We start from the raw sequence: 20,552 nt of genomic DNA on the forward strand, positions 1-20,552 counted from the left end.
GGGTTCGCCCACCCGCCGGCGACGCTGACGCTCGCGCCCGACCTCGGCGCGCTGCCGCCGGAGGTGGCGGCGTCGGCGCACCGGGTGGTGCAGGAGGCGCTGACCAACATCCGCAAGCACGCCGCCGACGCCGCGACCGTGCGGGTCACGCTCGGACGGGCGGGCGCCGACGTCGAGGTGGCGGTGCGCGACGACGGGCGGGGCCGCGGCCGACGGCTGCCGTCCGGCGGGTTCGGGCTCACCGGGCTGGCGGAGCGGGTCGGCGCGGCGGGCGGGCGGCTGCGCGCGGGCCCGCGCCCCGAGGGCGGCTGGGAGGTCGTCGCGGTGCTCCCGGCCGGGGAGCGGCGGCCCGGCGGGAGCTGACAGAATCGGCCGGGTGAGCATCCGCGTCCTCGTCGCCGACGACCAGGAGATGGTCCGGACCGGGTTCCGGATGATCGTCGACTCGCAGCCCGACATGACCGTGGTCGGGGAGGCCGCCGACGGCGCCGCGGCCGTCGCGCTGGCCCGCCGGCTCCGTCCCGACGTGTGCCTGTTCGACATCAGGATGCCGGTGATGGACGGGCTGGCGGCGACCCGCGCGCTGGCCGGTCCGGGCGTCCCCGACCCGCTCCGCGTGGTGATCGTCACGACGTTCGACATGGACGAGTACGTGTACGGGGCGCTGCGCGGCGGCGCGGTCGGGTTCCTGCTGAAGGACAGCGGCCCCGCGCTGCTGGTGGAGGCGGTCCGCGCGGCGGCGAGCGGCGGGTCGCTGGTGTCGCCGTCCATCACCGTGCGGCTGCTGGAGCGGCTGGCGCGGCCCCGCCCGGCCGCCGCGCCGCCCCGCGAGCCGCTCACCGACCGGGAGCTGGACGTGGTGAAGCGGGTCGCGCGCGGGCGGACGAACGAGGAGATCGCGGGCGAGCTGTTCGTGTCGCTGTCCACGGTCAAGACGCATCTCGGGAGCGTCCACCGCAAGCTGGGCACCCGGAACCGGGTGGAGACGGCCGCCTGGGCATGGGAGTCGGGCCTCATGATCTGACCGCCCCGCCACGGGCATGGGGGACGGGAACGCGGACGGGGGCACTCGGGGAAGGGACACGGCACTGGCACCGGAATCGCTGAACGGGCTGCCCGTCGCCGTCCTCGTCGTCTGGGCGCTGTGCGCCGCCGGATGGGGCGCCGTCCTCGCGGGGCTGCGCCGCGGCCTGCCCGGGCCCGGCCGGGGCCCGGCGCTGTTCGCGCACACCGCGACACCGGCGGGCGTCGTCCTGCTCTTCGCGCTGATCGGCTTCGGCTCGCTGCACGCGACGGTCGCGCTGGCCGCCGAGTGGTGGGGCCTGCTGGCCGTGACCCGGTTCCGGCCGGAGCGGCTGCTGTCCACAGGTGGCCTCGGCCGGCTCGCCGCCTGGGCCGCCGTCACCGCGGCCTTGGCCTTCGCCGCCACACGGTTCGTGTTCCCGATGTGACGATCCGGTGAGACCGCGAACCCGCGTGGGGTCGCGCGAGTCAAACGTACGTAGTATCCGAAGCAGCGAAAAGCAAAGACCGGCGACCCGCGAGGGCCGGTGGGCGAGAACCGGGTGACAGCGAGCGAGCCATGAGACCAGGGAGGTGGACCATGCCGTGCGCGCTGTGCGGCGACATCATCCCGACGGAGGTCGACCGGTGCCCCGGCTGCGGCGCGTGGGCGCGCCGCCGGGACTTCCGCGCGGTCGGCGTGGCCGTGTTCATGCTGCTCGGGTTCAACGCGTTCGTCGCGCTCGGCTCGGGGATCAGCCTGCTGCGGCTCGCGCACCCGCTGCGCGGGGCGACGCACGACAGCTACGACCCGGCGGCCACCGGCCAGGCCCTCGCCCCGTACGCGGACGTGTTCACGATCGCCGCGATCATGGCCGGGGTGACCGGGCTGCTCTACCTGACCTGGCTGTGGCGGGCGTTCCGGCAGTCGCCGGGGCCGCACCGCCACCACCGCTCCTGGGTGCTGCTCGGCTGGTTCATGCCGGTCGTCAACCTGTGGCTGCCGCCCCGGATGGTCTACGAGGTGTGGGTGAACAGCGGCCGGTACCGGACGGCCGAGCGCCAGGCCGCCGGCCTCGTCGTGGCGGCCTGGTGGTGCTGCGCCCTGCTCGGCCTGCTCCTCGGCCGCGCGTTCACGCACGGCAGCGTCGACACCCTCGCCGAGGCGCGCTTCGACGTCCACGTCGGCGTCGCCGCCGCCGCGTTCCAGGCACTGGCCGCCGCGCTGTGCATGGCCACCGTCTTCCAGATCACCCGCCTCCAGCTCACCCGCGACACCTAGCCGGGCGGCCCGCCCCGCCCCGCTCCGGCTAGGAGCCGGAGGAGCCGGGGCTGGCGTGCCAGAGCGCGGCCCGCGGCGGGCGCTTGACGGCCGGGCCCGCGTGGCCGATGTCGGAGTACGGCGACATCGCGAAGCCCGTCGGCTGGACGATCCGGCGCCCCACCGGCCGGCCCCGCGGCGCGGCGCCCCGCAGCGCGGCGCGGAGGGCGTCCGGCCCGCCGCGGCGCCACTCCTCGTTCAGGGCGTTCAGGTCCCAGCAGGCGTTCGCGGTGATCGAGACGGCGGAGTCACCGGCATGGCGGACGCGGCCCCGGGCGACGAGCAGCCAGGAGCCGAACACCGTGGCGGCGCACCGGTCCTGCACCGACTCGAAGAAGGTGAGGTCGACGGGGCCGGTCGCGTCGTCCAGCGTGGCGAAGATGACCCGCTGCCCGGACCGCACCGCCGGGGTCTGCGTGGCGACCTTCACCCCGGCGACCAGGACCTCGCTCCCGGCGGGGCGTCCCGGCAGGTCGGCGGCGCGGACGACGCCGAGCGCGGCGAGCAGCCCGGCGTAGAAGGTCAGCACGTGCCGGCTGACGTCCATGCCAAGGATGTCCAGCTCCGCCTCGACGACCTCGGCCGGCGTCATCGGCGGCAGCTCCCCCGCCGGGATCTCCTCGGCGAGGTCGAGCTCCAGCCCGGCGTCGTCGGCGAGGGCGAGCTGCCCCTCGACCGGGACCGCGCGGGCGGTGGCGCGGTCGAGGGCGCCGACGCGGCAGAGCAGGTCGCGGCGCGGGACCCGGTCGTGGACGGCGTCGAACGCCCCGGCCAGCACGAGCCGCTCGGCGGTCGGGCGGGAGACGCGGGCGCGGCGCCAGAAGTCGCCCAGCGACGCGTACGGCCGCGCCTCGACGATCTTCCCGACCTCGGCCTCGGAGATGCCCTTGACCTCGCTCAGCGCGACCCGGATCCCGGCCGGGCCGCCCGCCGAGACGGGTTCGGCGTGCCAGGCGGCGGCCGACCGGTTGACGTCCAGCGGCAGGATCGGCACGCCGAAGTGCCGCGCGTCGTCGAGAATGACCCGCTTGGGGTACATGCCGGGGTCATGGGTGAGGACGCCCGCGTAGAAGGCGGCCGGATGGTGCCGCTTCAGCCAGGCCGACTGGTAGGTGGGCAGCGCGAACGACGCCGCGTGCGCCTTGCAGAAGCCGAACGCGCCGAACGCGGTCAGCATCCGCCAGACGCCGTCGACGGTCGCCGCGTCGTAGCCGCGCGCCAGCGCCCGCTCCCGGAACCAGGCGCCGACGACGGCCTGGCCCCGCTCGCCGCCGAGGCTCCGCCGCGCCGCCTCCGCCCGCGACAGCCCGCACCCGGTCATCACGTCGATGACGCGGAGCACCTGCTCGTGGAACACGACCACGCCGAGGCTCTCCCGCAGCGCCGGTTCGAGGTCGGGATGCGGGTAGGCGGGCTCGCGGCTCCCGGCGCGGGCCTCCAGGAACGGCGACACCATGTCGGAGTTGACCGGGCCGGGCCGGAACAGCGAGATGTCGATCACCAGGTCGTCCAGGTCGCGGGGCTGGAGCCGGCCGATCAGGTCGCGCTGGCCGGGCGACTCGATCTGGAAGCAGCCGAGCGTCCGGGACGTGCGGATCAGCGCGAACGTCGCCGGGTCGTCGCGCGGGACGTCCTCCAGCACGATCCGCTCCCCCGACACCCGCGCGGCCTCCGCGACCGCGTGCGCCATCGCCGACTGCATCCGGACGCCGAGGACGTCGAGCTTCAGCAGCCCCATCGTCTCGACGTCGTCCTTGTCGAACTGGCTCATCGGGAACCCGACGGCGGCCTGCTCGATCGGCGTCCGGTCCCGCAGGGTCGGGTTCGACAGCAGGACGCCGCACGGGTGCATCGCGATGTGGCGGGGCAGGCCGTCCAGCCGCTCGGCGATCCGGAACAGCACCTCCAGCCGGCCCGCCGCGAGGTTGCTCTGCCGCAGCTCGGGCAGGTCGTCCAGCGCCGTGCGGATCTGGCTCGCCCGGATCCGCGGGAACGCCTTGGCGATCGCGTCGATCTCGGCGGGCGGGAGCCCGAGGGCGTTGCCGACGTCGCGGAGCGCGCTGCGCGCCCGGTAGGTCTCCATCATCGACACGCACGCCGTGCTCTCGGCGCCGAACCGGTCGAACAGGGCCTGGTACGCCTCCAGCCGCCGCGCGGACTCCACGTCCAGGTCGATGTCGGGCAGCCCCTCCCGGCTGTCGGCGAGGAACCGCTCCATGAGCAGGTCGTGGCGCAGCGGGTCGAGGTCGCCGATGCCGAGCAGGTAATTGACCAGGCTGCCCGCGCCGGAGCCGCGGATCGCGCAGCGGATGCCGCGCTCCCTGATCAGCGCGGCGGCGTCGGCGACCGTGAGGAAGTAGGAGGCCAGGCCCTTGCGGGCGATGACGCCGAGCTCGGCCTCCAGCCGCCCGGCGGCCCGCGCCGAGCCGGCGAGCCCGCGCCGGGCCATCCCGTCCGCGCACCGGGCGGTGAGCCGCGCGTACGGGTCGTCGCCGGCGACGGGCAGGTGGACGTCGTCCATGCCGAGGTCGCGGCCGGGGTCCAGGACGCAGCGCTCGGACAGCCGCCGCGTCGCCGCGAGCAGCGCGTCCGCCTCGTCCGGGCCGCAGGCGAGCTCCGCCGCGCGACGCAGCTGCGGGACCGATTTCAGGTAGGCGTGCCCGGTCTGGTCCTCCAGGTGGCGCCGGTCCAGCGGGACGAGCTTGCGGGTGACGTCCAGCACCTGCGCGACCGGGTGGTCGGCGGGCTCCAGGTAGCGGACGGCGTTGCCGAGCACCGCGGGCACCCCGGCGGCGCGGGCGAGCGCGAGCATCCGCGCGGCGCGCGGCCCGTCGCCCCGGCCGTGGTGGTTCACGATCTCCACCGCGGTCTCGGCGGTGGCGCGCCAGGCGTCCAGCCGGGCCGCCGCGACGTCGGGGCGCCGCCCGGCGACCGCGCGCCCCACGTCGGACGCCGGGCCGAGCAGCACGATCAGCCCCTCGGCGTGCGCGCCGACCATCTCCCGCGTCACCACCGGGTTCCCGCGCCCGCCCGCCGCGTGCGCCGCCGACACCAGCCGGCACAGCGACCGCCACCCGGCCCGGCCCTCGGCGAGCACCACGACGCGCTCCTCGCCGGTGGAGACGACCCGGAGATCGGCCCCGACGACCGCCCCGATGCCCGCGTCCGCGCACGCCAGGACGTGCCGGACGGCGCCGTACAGCCCGTCGCGGTCGGTCAGCGCGAGCGTCTCCATGCCGAGGCCGGCCGCGCGCTCCGCCAGCGCCGCCGGCGGGGCGACGCCGTAGCGGAGCGAATAGCACGAAGCGACATGAATGTGCACGTCAGTCCCATACCCGGGAGAGCAGCCAGCTGTCGCCGGCGGCGTCATAACGCAGCTCGTAGACGCCGATCTCCCTGTCCGGGGTCGCCTCGACCCGCCAGAACTCCCGCTCCCCGGTGGCCTCGCCGGCGGGCTGCTGCTCCCGCCACCAGTCACGGGTCGTGACCCAGTGCTCCAGCACCCGCCGCACGGCGTAGAGCCGGCCGCGCCAGACGAACCGGACCGGACGGCCGTCGCTCACCCAGACCTCGACCGGATCGCCGAACACGCGTGTCATCTGCCTCCCCCTCGCGCACACCGCACGGGGGAAGGACATGCGGACGTTCGAACAAACGTTCGCCTCGGAGTCTAGGGAAGCCGCCGCCCCGGGAGCAAGGCGGGATCAGGTCAGCAGCCGGGTCAGTTCGTCGGCGGCGCCCTCCGCGTCGGCCACGTCGGCGATGCCGCCGCCCGGCCACAGGTAGGACCAGCCCTCGCCGGCGGGGGTCGCGACGACCATCACCCGGCGCCGCGTCCGCGGGCCGTAGACGGCCAGCAGCGACTCGTCCGGCCCGGCGAACCGCCACGCGAGCCCCCGGGCCTCGACCTCGCGGGCGAGCGCCGCGAGATGACGCCGGCGCGCCTCGGCGGTCTCCCGCCCACCCACTACAGACACATCAGCCGCCTCACCAACGGTCCGCGCCCCGCATGACCTTGGGCGATCATCCGGCGACGAATGGTGACCGGACTTCAGCATGACCGGTCGGCCGCGATCGCGGAGGGGGAATCCGGAGAGTGGGCCGGGTGTTTCCCGGACCCGCGAGGATGGTCCCCCGCGAGCGCGTGCGCGCCCGTCGCGCGACGGACCTTCCAGCGGGCGGAACCCGCCGCGCATCCGGAGGGTTCGTCCGTGATAGAAGCCTCTGTGAGACGGGCATCATGTGCCCATGCCAGGCAGATAGAAGGAGCGAGCCGATGAGCGCCGTCCCCGCCGGCGACCCGTCCGGCCCCACACACGGCACCTCGTCGGCGCAGGAGCGCGCGCTGGCCGGCCTCCGCGAGCGCAAGAAGCAGCGGACCCGCCTCGCGCTCATCGACGCCGCCCTGGAGCTGTTCCTCGCCAAGGGCTACGAGGCCACGACGATCGACGAGATCGTGGCGGCGGTGGAGGTGTCGCAGCGGACGTTCTTCCGCTACTTCGCCACCAAGGAGGACGTCGTCACCGGTTTCCTCGCCGAGCACGACCAGCTGCTCGGCGAGGCGCTCGCGGCCCGCCCGGCCGGGGAGCGGCCCTTCGCCGCGCTGTTCGAGTCGCTGCGCGTCGTGCTGGAGACGATCGCCGAGGGCGACCCGGCGGACAGCGTCCGGTTCCGCCGCGTCCGGCAGGTGATCGAGTCGACGCCGTCGCTGATGGCCGCGCAGATGGCGCGCTACTCGGCGTCGGCGGAGGCGCTGGCCGTCGAGATCGCCCGCCGCGAGGGCGTCGACCCGGCCGACGACCTGCGGCCGCGGATCCTCGTCGCGTTCTACCTGGCGGCGGTGAAGGTCGCGTTCGAGGAGTGCGCCCGCCGGGAGATCTGGGACGCCGGGACGGTCGCGGCCCGCGTCGAGGAGGCCGTCACCGTCGCGGGCCGCACGATGCGCGACTGGGTCTGAGCGGGAACCGGGGCAGAACCCGGAACAACCGCCGGCGGCTCCGGGTTCTCCTTGATCGCCGGCCATCGAGCAGCAGGAGGGCGCATGCGCGCGATCGTCATCACCCGGAACGGCGGACCCGAGGTCCTGGAGCCAGCGGAGCGTCCCGCTCCCGAGCCGGGCCCCGGCGAGGTACTGGTCGACGTGGCGGCGGCGGGCGTCAACTTCATCGACGTGTACTTCCGGACGGGCGCCTACCCGCACGACCTCCCGTACACGCCGGGCATGGAGGCGGCCGGCACGGTCACCGCCGTCGGCGAGGGCGTCCGCGAGTTCTCTGTCGGCGACCGCGTCGCCTGGGCCGACGTGCACGGCGCCTACGCGGCGCAGGCCGTCGTCCCGGTGGAGCGGGCCGTCCCCGTCCCGGACGGCGTCGGGCTGGAGGACGCGGCGGCGTCGCTGCTGCAGGGCATGACCGCGCACTACCTGACCCGGTCGACGTATCCGATCCAGCCGGGCGACACCGTCCTCGTCCACGCGGCGGCGGGCGGCATGGGCCTGCTGCTCACCCAGACCGCCAAGGCGCTCGGCGCCCGCGTCATCGGCACGGCGTCCACCCCGGAGAAGGAGCGGCTCGCCAAGGACGCGGGCGCGGACGTCACCATGCCCTACGACGGTTTCGCCGCCCGGGTGCGGGAGCTGACCGGCGGTGAGGGCGTCGCCGCCGTGTACGACGGCGTCGGCGCGCCCACCTTCGACGGGAGCCTGGAGAGCCTGCGGCGGCGCGGCACCCTCGCGCTGTACGGCGCGGCGGGCGGCCCGGTGCCGCCGTTCGACCCGCAGCGCCTCAACAGGGCGGGGTCGCTGTTCCTGACTCGGCCGACGCTCGCCCACTACGTGGAGAAGCGCGAGGAGCTGCTGGAGCGCGCCGCCGACGTCTACGGCTGGATCGCGTCCGGCGCCCTGAACGTGCACGTCGGGCACCGCTACGACCTCGCCGACGCGGGCGCCGCGCACACCGATCTGCAGGCCCGGCGCACCACCGGCAAGCTCCTGCTGATTCCCTGACCGGCCCGCCGGGCCTCCCCCGGCTCCCTTAGGCTGGGCCCAAAGACGATCATCTGAGGAGCCCGCCCCCCATGACGACGACCGCCGCCGGCCCCCTGGAGCAGGACGAGCCCCGCGTCCTCGGCCCCTACCGCCTGCTCGGGCGGCTCGGCCGCGGCGGCATGGGCACCGTCTACCTCGGCGCCGAGCCCGACGGCCGGCGGGTCGCGGTGAAGGTCGTCAACCGGGACCTCGCCGGCGAGCCGGCGTTCCTCGCCCGGTTCCGCCGGGAGGTGACCGCCGCGCGGCGCGTCCACCGGTTCTGCACCGCGCCCGTCCTGGACGCCGAGCTCGACCAGGACCCGCCGTACATCGTCACCGAGTACATCGACGGGCCGAGCCTGGACAAGGCCGTCCGGGAGAAGGGGCCGCTGCCCGGCTCCGACCTGGAGGGCATCGCGGTCGGGGTCGCCACCGCGCTCGCCGCCATCCACGGCGCCGGGATCGTGCACCGCGACCTCAAGCCCGCGAACGTGCTGCTTTCGTCCACCGGCCCCCGCGTCATCGACTTCGGCATCGCCCGCGCCCTCGACGCCCCCGACGGGCCGACGCGCACCGGCCAGTTCGTCGGGACGCCGTCCTACATCGCGCCCGAGGTGCTGCGCGGCGAACCGGTCGAGCAGGCGTCGGACGTGTTCTCGTGGGGCTGCGTCGTCGCCTACGCCGGGACGGGCCGGCCCCCGTTCCAGGGCAAGACGGTCGCGGAGACGTTCCACCGCATCGGCCACGAGGAGCCCGACCTCGCCGGCCTCGACCCGCGGCTGCGCGAGGTCGTCGCCGCCGCGCTCGGCAAGGACCCCGCCGCCCGGCCGACCGCGCGGCAGCTCCTCACCCGCCTCGTCGGGCAGGAGCACGCCGACCCCGAGCGCGCCGCCGAGACGATCTCGATGTCGTGGCGGGGGGCGCATCCGGCCCCCGGGCCGGCCGCCCCCGAACCGGCCCCGGCCGCGGCCGCGGAGCCGCCGCCCGCCTCCGAAGCCGGAGCCGGAGCCGTCCAGGGCGCTGAGCAGCCGCCGCCCGTCCCCGAGCCCGTCGCGGCGCGGGAGCCGGAGCCGGGGGCCGGCGAGCAGACCGTCACGGTCGACCTGCCGTTCCCCGCGCAGTGGCGGGGCCCGAGGCGCTGGTTCACCCTGCTCAGGGGCCTGCTCGTCCTCCCGCACCTGATCGTCATGCTGGCCATGTACGCGCTGCTCGTTGTCGTGATGCTGCTCAGCTGGCTGGTGATCCCGTTCACCGGCCGCTACCCGCGCCCCCTGTACGGGCTCGTCGTCGGCTGCCAGCGCTGGTCGAGCCGCGTCATCGCGTACGCGTTCGGGCTCACCGGCGAGGCGCTCCCGCCGTTCCGCACCCTCCCGCGCGCCCGCCGGAGCCGCTGACTGAGTCCGCGCCGCCCGGCGCCGTCCAGCACACTAGGGTGCTACGAGACACTCCCCCCGATTCCCCCTTCAGGATCACGATGACCACGCACGCAGGAGAGAACGGTGAGGCCCTGCGCCCCGAGGACCCCGCGGAACTCGGCCCCTACCGGCTGATCGGGCGGCTCGGCCGCGGCGGCATGGGCACGGTCTACCTCGGCGAGGACGCCGGCGGGCGCCGCGTCGCGGTGAAGGTGATCAACCGGGAACTGGCCGGGGAGGGCTCGTTCCGGGAGCGGTTCCGGCGCGAGGTGACGGCGGCACGGCAGGTCCGCCGGTTCTGCACCGCGCCCGTCATCGACGCCGAGCTCGACCACGACCCCCTGTACGTCGTCACCGAGTACATCGAGGGCCCGAGCCTGGAGCGCGCCGTCGCCGAGCGCGGCCCGCTGCCGGGCTCCGACCTGGAGGGCATCGCGGTCGGCGTCGCCACCGCCCTCGCCGCCATCCACGGCGCCGGGATCGTGCACCGCGACCTCAAGCCCGCCAACGTGCTGCTGTCGTCCACCGGCCCCCGCGTCATCGACTTCGGCATCGCCCGCGCCCTCGACGCCGCCGACGGGCCGACCCGCACCGGCCAGTTCGTCGGGACGCCGAACTACCTGCCGCCCGAGCTGCTGCGCGGCGAGCAGGTGAGCCCCGCGTCCGACGTGTTCTCGTGGGGCTGCGTCGTCGCCTACGCCGGGACGGGGTCCGCGCCGTTCGCGGGCAACACCGTCCCCGAGATCTTCTACCGGGTCGTGCACGAGGAACCGAAGCTGGACGGGCTCGACCCCGGCCTGCGGGACGTCGTCGCCGCCGCCCTCGACAAGGACCCGCGCCGCCGGCCGTCCGTCCAGAACGTCCTCGCCCGCCTCGTCGGCAACGGCACCACCGACCCGGCGACGCTCGCCGAGACCGTCCAGGCGGGCTGGCACGGCCCCGCCGGTGCCGCCGCGGCGGCTGCGGGGGCGGGAGCCGCCGGGGCGCCCCGGCCGCCGTCCGCCACGGCCACCGCGCCGACGGTGTTCCAGCAGCAGCCCAACCCCCTGCACGGCGCCGACACCACCCGCCGCGACACCCGGTCCGGCCCGCCGCGGGGCGGGGGGCTCCCCCAGCGCCCGCTGCTCATCGGCGGCGCCGCCATCGCCGCCGTGGTGCTGCTCGCCGTCGTCGCGTTCACCGTCTTCCGCTCGGACGGCCCGCCCGAGAACCTGGCGACCGCGTTCGGCGACGCGTTCGCCGACTCCGCGTCCGGCTGGGGCGACACCTACGACAAGACCTACGGCTACGCCGACGGCAAGTACCGGATGCAGACCAAGGACAACACCGGGGTCGTCGCGCGCTGGGTGCCGAAGGACAAGCGGGAGGACTTCCCCGACCCGATGCTCGCGACCGTCACGGTGGCGGTCGGGCAGGGCCCCGCGGACGCCATGTTCGGCATCCTGTGCCGGGGCGACGAGGACGGCAAGAAGCAGTACATGTTCCTCATCCGCAACGACGGCAAGGGCGCGGTGCTCCGCAAGATCAACGGTGATCTCGGCACGAAGGACCTCGCGACCCCCGACTCGGTCCCCGGCTACGACGACAAGGGGCCGAACAAGGTCCAGGCCGCCTGCGAGGGCAGGCTGGACGACGGCCCGTCCGTCCGGCTGCGGCTCTGGGTGAACGGCGAGAAGGTCCTCGACGAGACCGACACCGACCAGCCGCTCGGCAACGGCTGGGTCGGGCTCCAGGTCGAGCGGGGCGGCAACCCGGCCGAGCAGATCGTCGCCGACTTCGACGACTTCGACATGTCGAAGATCCTCGGCTGACCCCCGGCAGGCCGCCGGTCAGCGGGCGGGCAGGTAGCCGTTCGTCCAGCGGGCCAGCTCCTCGAACACCCGCGTCCGGGCGGGCTCGGCCGACAGCACCAAGTCGTGCAGGCCGCCGTCGATCCGGACGAGCGTGACGTGCCGCCCGATGCGGGGCGCGTACCGGGCCATGTGCTCGACGTCCAGCACCGCGTCGGCGCCCGTCACGTCCAGCACCCTGCGGGACGGGCGGACGCTCCGCATCGACGCCATGACCAGGACCGGGACGTCCACGTCCAGGCCCTTGTGCAGGCGGAGCTGCCCGCGCCGCACCGCCGCCAGCCACGCCGCCCGCACCGGGAACCCCAGCAGCGGCTTCCAGGCGAGGTCGAACTCCCACTCGCCGTCGTGCTCGCGGTGGAGGCTGCGCGGGTACAAGTCGGACACTCCCGCCGGCAGCTTCGCCTTCGGGAACCGGGACCGCAGCGCTCGCGCCAGCCCCGCGCCGGCCTTGCGCATCACGAGCGGCTCGGCGAGGTCGAAGAACGGGCTGTTGAGGAACAGGCCGTCCACCAGGCCCTTCCCCTTCACCCGGTCGGCCCACAGCGCGGCGATCAGCCCGCCGGTGGAGTGCCCGTTCAGCAGCAGCGCGTCGTGGCCGTCCACGTCCCGGATGATCCGGACGGCCTCGCCGATCTCCGGGAAGTAGTCCGAGAGGCTCTCGATGTAGTTCGGCGTCTGGTGCGGGCGCAGCGAGCGCCCGTACTTGCGCAGGTCGAGCGCGTAGAAGTCGAAGCCGAGGTCCAGGTAGAAGTCGGCGAGGTGCTTCTGGAAGAAGTAGTCGACGAACCCGTGCAGGTACAGCACCGCCCGGCGGGACGGGTCGGTGCCGCGCCGCCGCACCAGCGTCGCGACCACCTCGCCCTCGGCGTCCCGCCCCATCGGCAGCTCGATCGCCTCGTAGCCGGGGCCGAGCACGTCGTCCGTCACGTCCACGCTTCCTCCCAAGACCCGTCCGCAGGGTCTCAGCGTACGGGCGGTCGCGGGCCGCGGGCCGCGACCGGGAACGGATGCACCCCCCGCCGGCGTCCGAAAGACTGAGCGCACACGCCTTCGGCTTCCGGGAGACGCCCATGCAGGCCCCCCTTCGCGACCGCGACCCGCGCCGGCTCGGCCCGTACCGGCTGACCGCACGGCTCGGCCGGGGCGGCATGGGCACCGTCTTCCTCGGCGAGGACGCCGCCGGACGGCGTGTCGCGGTCAAGGTCGTCAACCCGGAGCTGGCCGACGACGAGGCGTTCCACGAGCGGTTCCGCCGCGAGGTGACGGCCGCGCGGCAGGTCCGGCGGTTCTGCACCGCCGCGGTGCTGGACGCGCGGCTCGACGGCGACCCGCTGTACGTGGTGACCGAGTACGTCGCCGGGCCGTCGCTCGACGAGGCCGTCCGGGCGGGCGGGCCGCTGCGCGGCGGCGACCTGGAGGCGCTCGCGGTCAACATCGCGACCGCGCTGGGCGCGATCCACGGCGCCGGGATCGTGCACCGCGACCTCAAGCCGTCCAACGTGCTGCTGTCCCCGACCGGCCCGCGCGTGATCGACTTCGGCATCGCGCGGGCGCTGGACGCGGGCGACGGGCCGACCAGAACCGGCCAGTTCATCGGCACCCCCGCCTACATCGCGCCGGAGCTGATGCACGGCCGGGAGATCACCCCGGCCGCCGACGTGTTCTCCTGGGGCTGCGTCGTCGCCTACGCGGGGACGGGCCGCGTCCCGTTCGCCGGCGAGACGCTCCCGGAGATCATCAACCGGGTGACGTCCGCCGACCCCGACCTGGACGGGCTCGACCCGGCGGTGCACGACCTCGTGTCGCGCGCGCTGGCGAAGGACCCGTCCGAGCGTCCGACGGTCAAGCAGCTCATCCAGTCGCTGACCGGCGAGGAGGCTCCGGCGGAGGCGGCGGTGGCACCGCCGGTCGATGAGCCTTCGGCGGAGGAGGCACCGGCGGAGGAGGCACCGGCGGAGGAAGCGCCGGTCACGGTGCCGCTGCCTCCGGCGCCGCAGCCGCCACCGCGGCCGACGGCCGTCGCCGACCCGGCCACGGCCCCGACCACCGTGCCGCCGTTCCAGCCCCCGCCGACGGGCCCGTCCGCGATGCCGGTCCCGCCGGGGGCGCGGCGCCCGTCCCGTGGCGGCGGGCACCGGCGCGCCATCGGCCTGACGGCCGCCGTCGCGGTCGCCGGCCTGATCGGCGTCTCCGGCTTCATGGGCCTGCGCGGCCTCGGCGACGGGAACGGCGGGACGGGCGGCGGCGGCAGCGGCGCGGACACCGGCGCGGTCGCCGCGAACTTCCACAAGGGCCCGCCCGACGACAAGGACGAGGTCTTCGACGACAACTTCAGCGACGAGGACTCCGGCTGGAAGACGGCCGCCGCCCCCACCTGGGACGCGTCCTACCGCGACCGCAGGTACGAGCTGCACGTCCTCCCCACGACGACGTCGACGGCCGTCGACGCCCCGGTGCCGGACGTGCCCAGGTCGCAGCTCATGGAGGTCAAGGTCGAGTCCGTCCGGTCCGGGGGCGAGGCGGGGGTGTACTGCCGCGGGCAGAGCGGGGGCTTCGCGTTCCTGCTCCACCCGGAGGACGGCCTCGCCCGGATCGCCCGGCTCGGGTCCGGGCAGGCGCGGACGCTGGCGATCAACAAGGTCGAGCTCCGCGACGGCACCAACCGCGTGCAGGCCGCCTGCGTCGAGGGCGAGGGCGACACGGTCCACCTCGGCATGTGGGTGAACGGCCGGTCCGCCGCGTCGTCCGTCGCCACCCCCGGCGCGGGCGACCCGGACGGCCGGAGCGGCCTCATCCTCCACCGCCCGGAGAAGGCGACGGGGTACCCGGAGGCGGTCTTCGACGACTTCTCCCTCTGCTCGGTCTGAGCCGGGCGCGGGCGGCGGGGGTCAGTCCTTGCGGCCGGTGGCGGCGACGGTGACGCCGAGGCCGATCATCATCAGCCCGCCGGTGCCGCCGATCGCGGCGAGGCGGCGCGGGGAACTGGCGAACCACTCGCGGGCCGTCCCGGCGGCGATGCCCCACACGCTGTCGCAGAACAGCGCGATGACCGCGAACACCGCGCCGAAGACCATCATCTGCAGGGTGGCGTGGCCGTGCTCGCGCACGACGAACTGCGGCAGGACGGCCGCGAAGAACACCGTCGTCTTCGGGTTCGTGATGCCGACGACGAAGCCCTGCAGCAGGGCCCGGCCGCCGGTCCGGCCCGCCTCGTCCGCGCCGATCGTCTCCTGCAGCGAGCGGCGGTGCCGGATGGCCTGCACGCCCAGGTAGACGATGTAGACCGCGCCCACGATCTTCAGCGCGGTGAACACCACCGCGGAACGCTCCACGATCGACCCGACGCCGACCGCGACGGCGGCGGTCAGCGCGAGCGCCGCGAGCACCCCGCCGACGACCCCGGCGAGCGCGGTGCGGCGCCCGTGCGCCAGCGCCCGGCCGACGACGAACAGCACGGACGGCCCGGGGATCACGATGATCGCCAGCGCCATGGCGGAGAACGCCAGCAGTTGATGCAACGAAACCATGGACGCACATTACGGAGCACTCCCGACATCTCCCACCGATTTTTCCGCTCTCCCGGCCCGGCCTCTCCGGCCGCAAGACCGGGAGCCTGCGCCCACGGGATAGGGCGTGCGGGCGGTGTCCGGGGTCGGCCGGGGTGAAGATCGTGACTTATGTCATAGTCGCGCCCTAGGTTTGGATCATGACCGCCCCTGCCGCCGCGGCGCCGCGGCCCGCCAGGCTCACGCCCGCCGCGCCGGCCCCGGCCTGGCGGCCGGTCCTGCTGATCGCCGGGGCGCTCGGCGTGCTCCTCCTCGTCCTCAGCGCCCGGTACGGCCACCACCGCGACGAGCTGTACTTCCGGGTGGCCGGACGGCACCTGGCCTGGGGATATCCCGACCAGCCCGCGCTGCTGCCGCTGCTCGCGCGGGCGATCACGGCGGTGTTCGGCGACTCGCTCGTCGCGCTGCGGGCGCCGTCCGCCGTGTTCGCCGCGACGGGCGTGGTGGTCGCCGCGCTCACCGCGCGGGAGATGGGCGGCGGACGGCGCGCGCAACTGCTGACGGCCGCGTCCTACGCGGTGTGCCCGTTTGCGGTCGCGGCCGGGCACCTGTTCTCCACGGCGACGCTCGACCTGCTGCTGTCCACGACGCTCGTGTGGCTGACCGTCCGGTGGGTGCGGACCCGCGACCAGCGGCTGCTGCTCGCCGCCGGCGCCGTCACGGCGCTGGCGCTGAACGTGAAGTACCTGGTCGTGTTCCTGCTGGCCGCGCTCGTGGCCGGGCTGCTGCTGTCGGGGCCGCGCGAGTTCCTGCGGCGCCCGATGCTCGCCGCCGGGGCCCTCGTCGCCGTCCTCGCGGCCGTCCCCGGGCTGGTGTGGCAGGCGCGGCACGGCTGGCCGCAGCTGGAGATGGCGGACGCCATCGCCGACAAGGCCGACTTCGGCGGGCGGCCCGGGTTCATCCCGTTCCAGATCCTGCTGACCGGTGTGTTCCCGTCCTGGCTGTGGATCTACGGGCTCTGGCGGACGTACCGGTCCGGCGAACTGCGGCCCTACCGGTTCCTCGGGCACGCGTACCTGCTGCTCAACGTGGTGTTCCTGGTCACCGCCGGGAAGCCGTACTACCTGAGCGGGCTGTGGGCTGCGCTCTGGGCGGCCGGGGCCGTGGAGATCGAGCGGAACGGCGCGCCGCGCGGCTTCGACTGGCTCGCGTCCGCCCCCATGTACGCGGTCACCGCGATCACGACGGTGCTGCTGACGCTGCCCGTCTACCCGGTGAAGTGGCTGGCCGACACGCCGCAGCCCGCCGTCAACGCCGACTCCGCCGAGACGGTCGGCTGGCCCCGGTTCGCCGCGCAGGTCGCGGACGTCTACCGCTCGCTGCCACCGGCCGAGCGAGCCACGGCGACGATCGTCGTCAGCAACTACGGCGAAGCCGGGGCACTCGACATGTACGGGCCCGACCTCGGCCTGCCCCGCGCCTACAGCGGGCACAACGGCTACTGGTACTTCGGGCGTCCGCCGGAGACGGGCGGCCCGACCATCGTCGTGGGGCCGGACAACGTCGCCGAGGGCGCCGGGCTGCGGCGGTTCTGGTCGGACGTCCGTCCCGTGGGGCGCATCGACAACGGCGTCGGGCTCGACAACCAGGAACAGGACAAGCCGATCTGGGTCTGCCGCGGGCAGCGCGCCCCGTGGCCGCAGCTGTGGCCGGAGTTCAAGCAGCTGTCGTGACGGCCGTCAGTCGGTGAGGACGTCCCAGACGCCGCCGCGCCGCACCATCAGGTTGTGGGTGAGCAGGCTCCCGGCGGGCACGTCCCAGCTCGGGTCGGCGTTGTCGCGGTCCTCCGCCCAGACCTGCGCGACCGCCCAGCGCAGCTTGTCCACACCGTCGGGATGGCCGGTACCGGACGCCACGAACACGTCCCGGGCGGGGGCCGCCACGACGAGGTCGCCCTCCACGTCCTGCGCCAGCTTCTCCAGGAACCCGTCGTCCAGCAGCAGCCCGGCCTCCAGGGTGCCGCGCCCCGTCGTCCCGCCGAGCGACACCGTCACGGCGCGCACGTCGGGGTACCAGCTGAGGCTCAGCTCCGGACGCAGGTCGCGCAGGTTGATCACCGCGCGGCGGCGCAGCTCGCCCGGCGCCACCCCGAGCTCGGCGCAGTGCCGGCGCGCCACGTGCTCGTAGCGGCGGCCCGCCGGGGCGCCCTCGTCGGCGATCTCCAGCGCGTACGTGACGTACAGGTCGCCGGCGAACGGGTCGCGGACCGGCTCCTCGTCCGCGGGCAGCGGGAACTCCAGCTGGACCTCCGCCGGCACCCGCGCCTTCATGAGCGGGACGATCAGACTGGACCGCGGGTCGGACACGGGACGATCCTCCTGGTACCTGGTGCGGCCTGAGTGGATCACCTTACCGTCGCTCCGGGACCGCACGCGGAACCCCGGGTCAGCTCGTCCCGCCCACGGGCGGCGCCCCGCCGGGCGGGACGACGGGCAGCCCCGCCGGGGCGCCCTTCTCGAGGATCCGCCATACGGCATCGGTGTCCAGGTGCTCTTCGACGAGGTCGCCGAGCGCGTCCAGGGTCGCCTCTCGCAGGGCCGCGAACGACACGTCCGGCGCGGGGGTGAAATCCCTTCCCGCGTGGCGGGCGACGTCCTGGAGGAACGCCCTTCTGAACCCGTCGTTCTCCATGGCGCCGTGCCAGGTCGTCCCCCAGACGGCGCCGTTTCGGCACCCGTCCAGAAACGGCTCTCCCCGAGCGGTGACGACGCCATGGTGGATCTCATAGGCGTGGACGTCCTCACCGTAGGCTTCGCCGGTAGGCCGCCCGAGGATCTTCTCTTCCCCGAATTCGACCTTGGCCGGCAGAAGACCGAGCCCCTGAGCCGTGCCCTTCTGGGACTCGACGTGGTCCACGATCTCCTCGGCGAGCATCTGGTAACCGCCGCAGATACCGAGAACGGGCAACCCCTCCCGGGCCCGCCGGGAGACCTCCTCGGCCATTCCCCTTTCACGGAGCCACTGCAGATCGCTCACCGTCGCCCTGGTACCCGGCAGAACCACGAGATCGGCCTCCGCCAGATCACCGACGCTCGCCGCGTACCGGACGATGACGCCAGGCTCGCACGCCAGCGCGTCCAGGTCGGTGAAATTCGAGATGCGCGGGAACCTGACGACGGCCACCCGCAACGTCTGTTTCCCGAACGGGCTCCTCGCATCGGGCCTCGGCGCGTCCAGCGCCAGCGTGTCCTCGGAATCGAGGTACAGCCCCAGCTTCCACGGCAGCACACCCAGCGTCGGCCGCCCGGTAAGGGCCTCCAACTGCTCCAGCCCCGGCTTCAGCAACTCGTACGCGCCGCGGAACTTGTTGATGACGAACCCGGCGACGAGAGCCTGATCTGCTTCTTCCAGCAGCGCGACCGTCCCGTACAAGGACGCGAAAACACCGCCCCGGTCGATATCGCCGACGACCACGACCGGCAGATCGGCCGCCCGCGCCAGCCCCATGTTGACGATGTCGCCGCCGCGCAGATTGATCTCGGCCGGGCTGCCCGCACCCTCGCACACCACCACGTCGTACTCGGACCGCAACTCGTCGAGGCTCTCCAGCACCACGCCCTTGAGCCATTCCTTGTGCTGCCCGTATTGGAGCGCATCGACCTCCGCGACGGGCCGCCCGAGAACCACCACCTGGCTGCGCCGGTCACTCCCCGGCTTGAGCAGCACCGGATTCATCACCGCCCGCGGCTCTACTCCCGCCGCCTGGGCCTGCATGTACTGAGCTCGCCCGATTTCCGCCCCATCACTCGTCACCATCGAATTCAGCGACATGTTCTGGGCCTTGAACGGCGCGACCTTCACCCCCTGCCGCGCCAGCCACCGGCACAGCCCCGCCGTGACCACGCTCTTCCCGGCGTCCGACGTCGTCCCCGCCACGAGCAGCCCGCTCACCGCAGCACCCCGATCGCCACCGCCGCCGCGAACGTCACCGCCGCCGAAAGCCGGACGGCCTTCCTGATGTCCCTCACTTCGGGCACCCTGCCGTCCCCCATCTCGGGCCGCCGTTCGACCCGGCCCCCATAGGCGTTGACGCCGCCGAGCCGCACATCGAGCGCACCCGCGAACGCCGCTTCGACCCGTCCGGCATTGGGACTCGGGTGCTTCCCGCCGTCCCTTCTGAACACCCGCCAAGCCCTCGGCCCGCCGCACGCCACGACCAATCCCGCGGTCACCCGAGCCGGCACCCAGTTGGCGGCATCGTCCAATCTCGCCGCCGCCCACCCGAACCGCTCATACCTCGGACTCCGATACCCGACCATCGCGTCCAGCGTGTTGATGGCCCGATACATCAGCAGCCCCGGAATACCCGCCACCGCTCCCCAGACCAAAGGGGCCACCGACGCGTCCGAGGTGTTCTCGGCGACCGACTCCACGACCGCCCTGCTCAACCCCTTCGCGTCCATCCCCTCGGGATCCCGCGCGCACAAATGAGAAAGCCGCGCCCTGGCCGCCTCCACATCGCCCCGCTCAAGAACGCGGGCCATGACGAGCCCTTCACGTCCCAACGACGTCCCCCCGAGCACAGCCCAAGTGACCGCCGCGGTGGCAAGCCCGTGCACGCCGAACCGCCGGCTCACCCGCTCCAGCGCAACCCCGACGGCCCCCGCTCCGCCCACGAGAACCCCGGCATAGACGACCCCGCGCCACCGGACATCCCCGTAAAGAGTTTTTTCGACGGCCGAGGCCACGCGCCCGAATCCCGCGACCGGATGCCACCGCCTCGGATCCCCCAGAAAGGCGTCCAGCACGACACCGCCCACAAGCCCCTCAGCAGAGCCGCGCATCAAGTTCATCCCAGTGCCTCTCCAGCCAATCCTGCGCGCGCCGGATGCGCGGCCCGGCACCACCGTCCCAGATCCGCGCCCATCCCCCACCACGCTGCGCCCTGGCCCGCATGGCCCGATAGGAGCGCTCGAACCTCACCCGCGCCGTCGGCAGCACGTCCCGCCGCAGCTCCCGCGCCAACCCGTAAGCGTCACAGAAGACCTTGATCCTCCGCCCGACGTCCGCTCTGTACAGCAACGCGTCCCGATCGGCCGGATCCTCGATCGGCCCCCAATGCCGCAACGCGGTGACGACATCGAACAACCGCGTCGTGGGCCGCGCGAGGTCGAAATCAATCAGCGCCGCCGGGGCCCCACCCCGGAAGACCACATTCTCCGGCGTGACATCACAATGCCCGACGATCTCGGGCTGCCCGTCCAGATTGGAGAGGTCCTCATCCCACCCGGCGTCCGGCACACCGTAGGAGGCCACGGCATCGTGGTAGCGCCGCAAGAGCCGCCCCACTCCCCGAAGCGCGTCCTCCGAGACCACATGGGCCGCGAGCGGCCGGTGCGGCACCTCGCCGGGCACCCAGCTGAGCACCTC

Annotated in this window: 19 protein-coding genes; 10 read left to right on the forward strand and 9 right to left on the reverse strand. The window is 74.2% G+C overall.

Annotated elements, in window-relative coordinates:
• From ETD96_RS19160 to ETD96_RS19175, 4 genes are all read left to right on the forward strand, one after another.
• Positions 1–363 (forward strand): sensor histidine kinase (locus ETD96_RS19160; protein ID WP_338072573.1); only part of this gene is annotated, 363 nt, incomplete at its 5' end.
• Positions 364–376: 13 nt separating this feature from the next.
• Positions 377–1,024: a response regulator gene (locus ETD96_RS19165; protein WP_138637837.1), complete on the forward strand. Its 648-nt coding sequence runs from the start codon at positions 377–379 to the stop codon at positions 1,022–1,024.
• Positions 1,025–1,040: 16 nt separating this feature from the next.
• Entirely contained in the window at positions 1,041–1,451 is a 411-nt protein-coding gene (locus ETD96_RS19170; RefSeq protein WP_240807860.1) for a hypothetical protein, read from the forward strand.
• A 152-nt stretch (positions 1,452–1,603) separates the two neighbouring features.
• On the forward strand, positions 1,604–2,284 hold the full coding sequence (locus ETD96_RS19175; protein ID WP_138637838.1) for a DUF4328 domain-containing protein: 681 nt from the start codon (positions 1,604–1,606) through the stop codon (positions 2,282–2,284).
• Positions 2,285–2,312: 28 nt separating this feature from the next.
• Here ETD96_RS19175 and ETD96_RS19180 read toward each other — a convergent pair whose 3' ends face one another.
• The 3 genes from ETD96_RS19180 to ETD96_RS19190 all read right to left on the reverse strand — a co-directional run bounded on the left by ETD96_RS19180 (position 2,313) and on the right by ETD96_RS19190 (position 6,300).
• Positions 2,313–5,645: a DNA polymerase III subunit alpha gene (locus tag ETD96_RS19180; RefSeq protein ID WP_240807861.1), complete on the reverse strand. Its 3,333-nt coding sequence runs from the start codon at positions 5,643–5,645 to the stop codon at positions 2,313–2,315.
• Position 5,646: 1 nt separating this feature from the next.
• Complete coding sequence (locus ETD96_RS19185) at positions 5,647–5,922, reverse strand: DUF6504 family protein (protein WP_138637840.1); 276 nt, start codon at positions 5,920–5,922, stop codon at positions 5,647–5,649.
• Between the two features lie 105 nt (positions 5,923–6,027).
• Positions 6,028–6,300 (reverse strand): hypothetical protein, encoded by a 273-nt coding sequence (locus ETD96_RS19190; RefSeq protein WP_240807862.1) that lies wholly within the window; start codon positions 6,298–6,300, stop codon positions 6,028–6,030.
• Between the two features lie 299 nt (positions 6,301–6,599).
• On the opposite strand from ETD96_RS19190, the gene ETD96_RS19195 reads away from it, so the two are divergent.
• From ETD96_RS19195 to ETD96_RS45965, 4 genes are all read left to right on the forward strand, one after another.
• Complete coding sequence (locus tag ETD96_RS19195) at positions 6,600–7,280, forward strand: TetR family transcriptional regulator (protein ID WP_138637841.1); 681 nt, start codon at positions 6,600–6,602, stop codon at positions 7,278–7,280.
• A gap of 84 nt (positions 7,281–7,364) precedes the next feature.
• Positions 7,365–8,327 carry a quinone oxidoreductase family protein gene (locus tag ETD96_RS19200; protein WP_138637842.1) on the forward strand — a complete coding sequence of 321 codons (963 nt, stop codon included), beginning with the start codon at positions 7,365–7,367 and terminating at the stop codon, positions 8,325–8,327.
• A 71-nt stretch (positions 8,328–8,398) separates the two neighbouring features.
• Positions 8,399–9,742 carry a DUF4389 domain-containing protein gene (locus ETD96_RS19205; protein WP_138637843.1) on the forward strand — a complete coding sequence of 448 codons (1,344 nt, stop codon included), beginning with the start codon at positions 8,399–8,401 and terminating at the stop codon, positions 9,740–9,742.
• Between the two features lie 80 nt (positions 9,743–9,822).
• Positions 9,823–11,574: a serine/threonine-protein kinase gene (locus tag ETD96_RS45965; protein WP_138637844.1), complete on the forward strand. Its 1,752-nt coding sequence runs from the start codon at positions 9,823–9,825 to the stop codon at positions 11,572–11,574.
• Positions 11,575–11,592: 18 nt separating this feature from the next.
• Here ETD96_RS45965 and ETD96_RS19215 read toward each other — a convergent pair whose 3' ends face one another.
• Complete coding sequence (locus tag ETD96_RS19215; protein WP_205719346.1) at positions 11,593–12,549, reverse strand: alpha/beta hydrolase; 957 nt, start codon at positions 12,547–12,549, stop codon at positions 11,593–11,595.
• 137 nt (positions 12,550–12,686) lie between these two features.
• Between ETD96_RS19215 and ETD96_RS45970 the strand changes: the two genes are divergently transcribed.
• Positions 12,687–14,483 carry a serine/threonine-protein kinase gene (locus tag ETD96_RS45970; protein ID WP_205719347.1) on the forward strand — a complete coding sequence of 599 codons (1,797 nt, stop codon included), beginning with the start codon at positions 12,687–12,689 and terminating at the stop codon, positions 14,481–14,483.
• 21 nt (positions 14,484–14,504) lie between these two features.
• On the opposite strand, the gene ETD96_RS19225 is transcribed toward ETD96_RS45970, so the two are convergent.
• A complete protein-coding gene (locus ETD96_RS19225; RefSeq protein WP_138637845.1) occupies positions 14,505–15,143 on the reverse strand; it encodes a LysE family translocator in 639 nt (212 codons plus the stop codon).
• Between the two features lie 179 nt (positions 15,144–15,322).
• Here ETD96_RS19225 and ETD96_RS19230 point away from each other — a divergent pair, with 179 nt between their 5' ends.
• Entirely contained in the window at positions 15,323–16,855 is a 1,533-nt protein-coding gene (locus ETD96_RS19230; protein WP_205719348.1) for an ArnT family glycosyltransferase, read from the forward strand.
• A gap of 6 nt (positions 16,856–16,861) precedes the next feature.
• On the opposite strand, the gene ETD96_RS19235 is transcribed toward ETD96_RS19230, so the two are convergent.
• The 4 genes from ETD96_RS19235 to ETD96_RS19250 form a co-directional block, all read right to left on the reverse strand.
• Complete coding sequence (locus ETD96_RS19235) at positions 16,862–17,488, reverse strand: DUF1444 domain-containing protein (RefSeq protein WP_240807863.1); 627 nt, start codon at positions 17,486–17,488, stop codon at positions 16,862–16,864.
• A 79-nt stretch (positions 17,489–17,567) separates the two neighbouring features.
• Positions 17,568–19,073: a cobyric acid synthase gene (locus tag ETD96_RS19240; RefSeq protein ID WP_138637846.1), complete on the reverse strand. Its 1,506-nt coding sequence runs from the start codon at positions 19,071–19,073 to the stop codon at positions 17,568–17,570.
• Positions 19,070–19,975 carry a cobalamin biosynthesis protein gene (locus ETD96_RS19245; protein WP_138637847.1) on the reverse strand — a complete coding sequence of 302 codons (906 nt, stop codon included), beginning with the start codon at positions 19,973–19,975 and terminating at the stop codon, positions 19,070–19,072. Before ETD96_RS19245 ends, ETD96_RS19240 begins: the two co-directional genes overlap by 4 nt.
• Positions 19,950–20,552 (reverse strand): phosphotransferase (locus tag ETD96_RS19250; RefSeq protein WP_138637848.1); only part of this gene is annotated, 603 nt, incomplete at its 5' end. The genes ETD96_RS19250 and ETD96_RS19245, both read right to left, overlap by 26 nt.

This window comes from Actinomadura geliboluensis, from assembly GCF_005889745.1.
GTDB lineage: Bacteria > Actinomycetota > Actinomycetes > Streptosporangiales > Streptosporangiaceae > Spirillospora > Spirillospora geliboluensis.

Coding starts and splice junctions, on each gene's coding strand:
- ETD96_RS19230 (WP_205719348.1), top strand. CDS start 15,323: ATGACCGCCCCTGCCGCCGCGGCGCCGCGGCCCGCCAGGCTCACGCCC.
- ETD96_RS19225 (WP_138637845.1), bottom strand. CDS start 15,143: ATGGTTTCGTTGCATCAACTGCTGGCGTTCTCCGCCATGGCGCTGGCG.
- ETD96_RS19185 (WP_138637840.1), bottom strand. CDS start 5,922: ATGACACGCGTGTTCGGCGATCCGGTCGAGGTCTGGGTGAGCGACGGC.
- ETD96_RS19170 (WP_240807860.1), top strand. CDS start 1,041: ATGGGGGACGGGAACGCGGACGGGGGCACTCGGGGAAGGGACACGGCA.
- ETD96_RS19200 (WP_138637842.1), top strand. CDS start 7,365: ATGCGCGCGATCGTCATCACCCGGAACGGCGGACCCGAGGTCCTGGAG.
- ETD96_RS19195 (WP_138637841.1), top strand. CDS start 6,600: ATGAGCGCCGTCCCCGCCGGCGACCCGTCCGGCCCCACACACGGCACC.
- ETD96_RS19245 (WP_138637847.1), bottom strand. CDS start 19,975: ATGAACTTGATGCGCGGCTCTGCTGAGGGGCTTGTGGGCGGTGTCGTG.
- ETD96_RS19175 (WP_138637838.1), top strand. CDS start 1,604: ATGCCGTGCGCGCTGTGCGGCGACATCATCCCGACGGAGGTCGACCGG.
- ETD96_RS45965 (WP_138637844.1), top strand. CDS start 9,823: ATGACCACGCACGCAGGAGAGAACGGTGAGGCCCTGCGCCCCGAGGAC.
- ETD96_RS45970 (WP_205719347.1), top strand. CDS start 12,687: ATGCAGGCCCCCCTTCGCGACCGCGACCCGCGCCGGCTCGGCCCGTAC.
- ETD96_RS19205 (WP_138637843.1), top strand. CDS start 8,399: ATGACGACGACCGCCGCCGGCCCCCTGGAGCAGGACGAGCCCCGCGTC.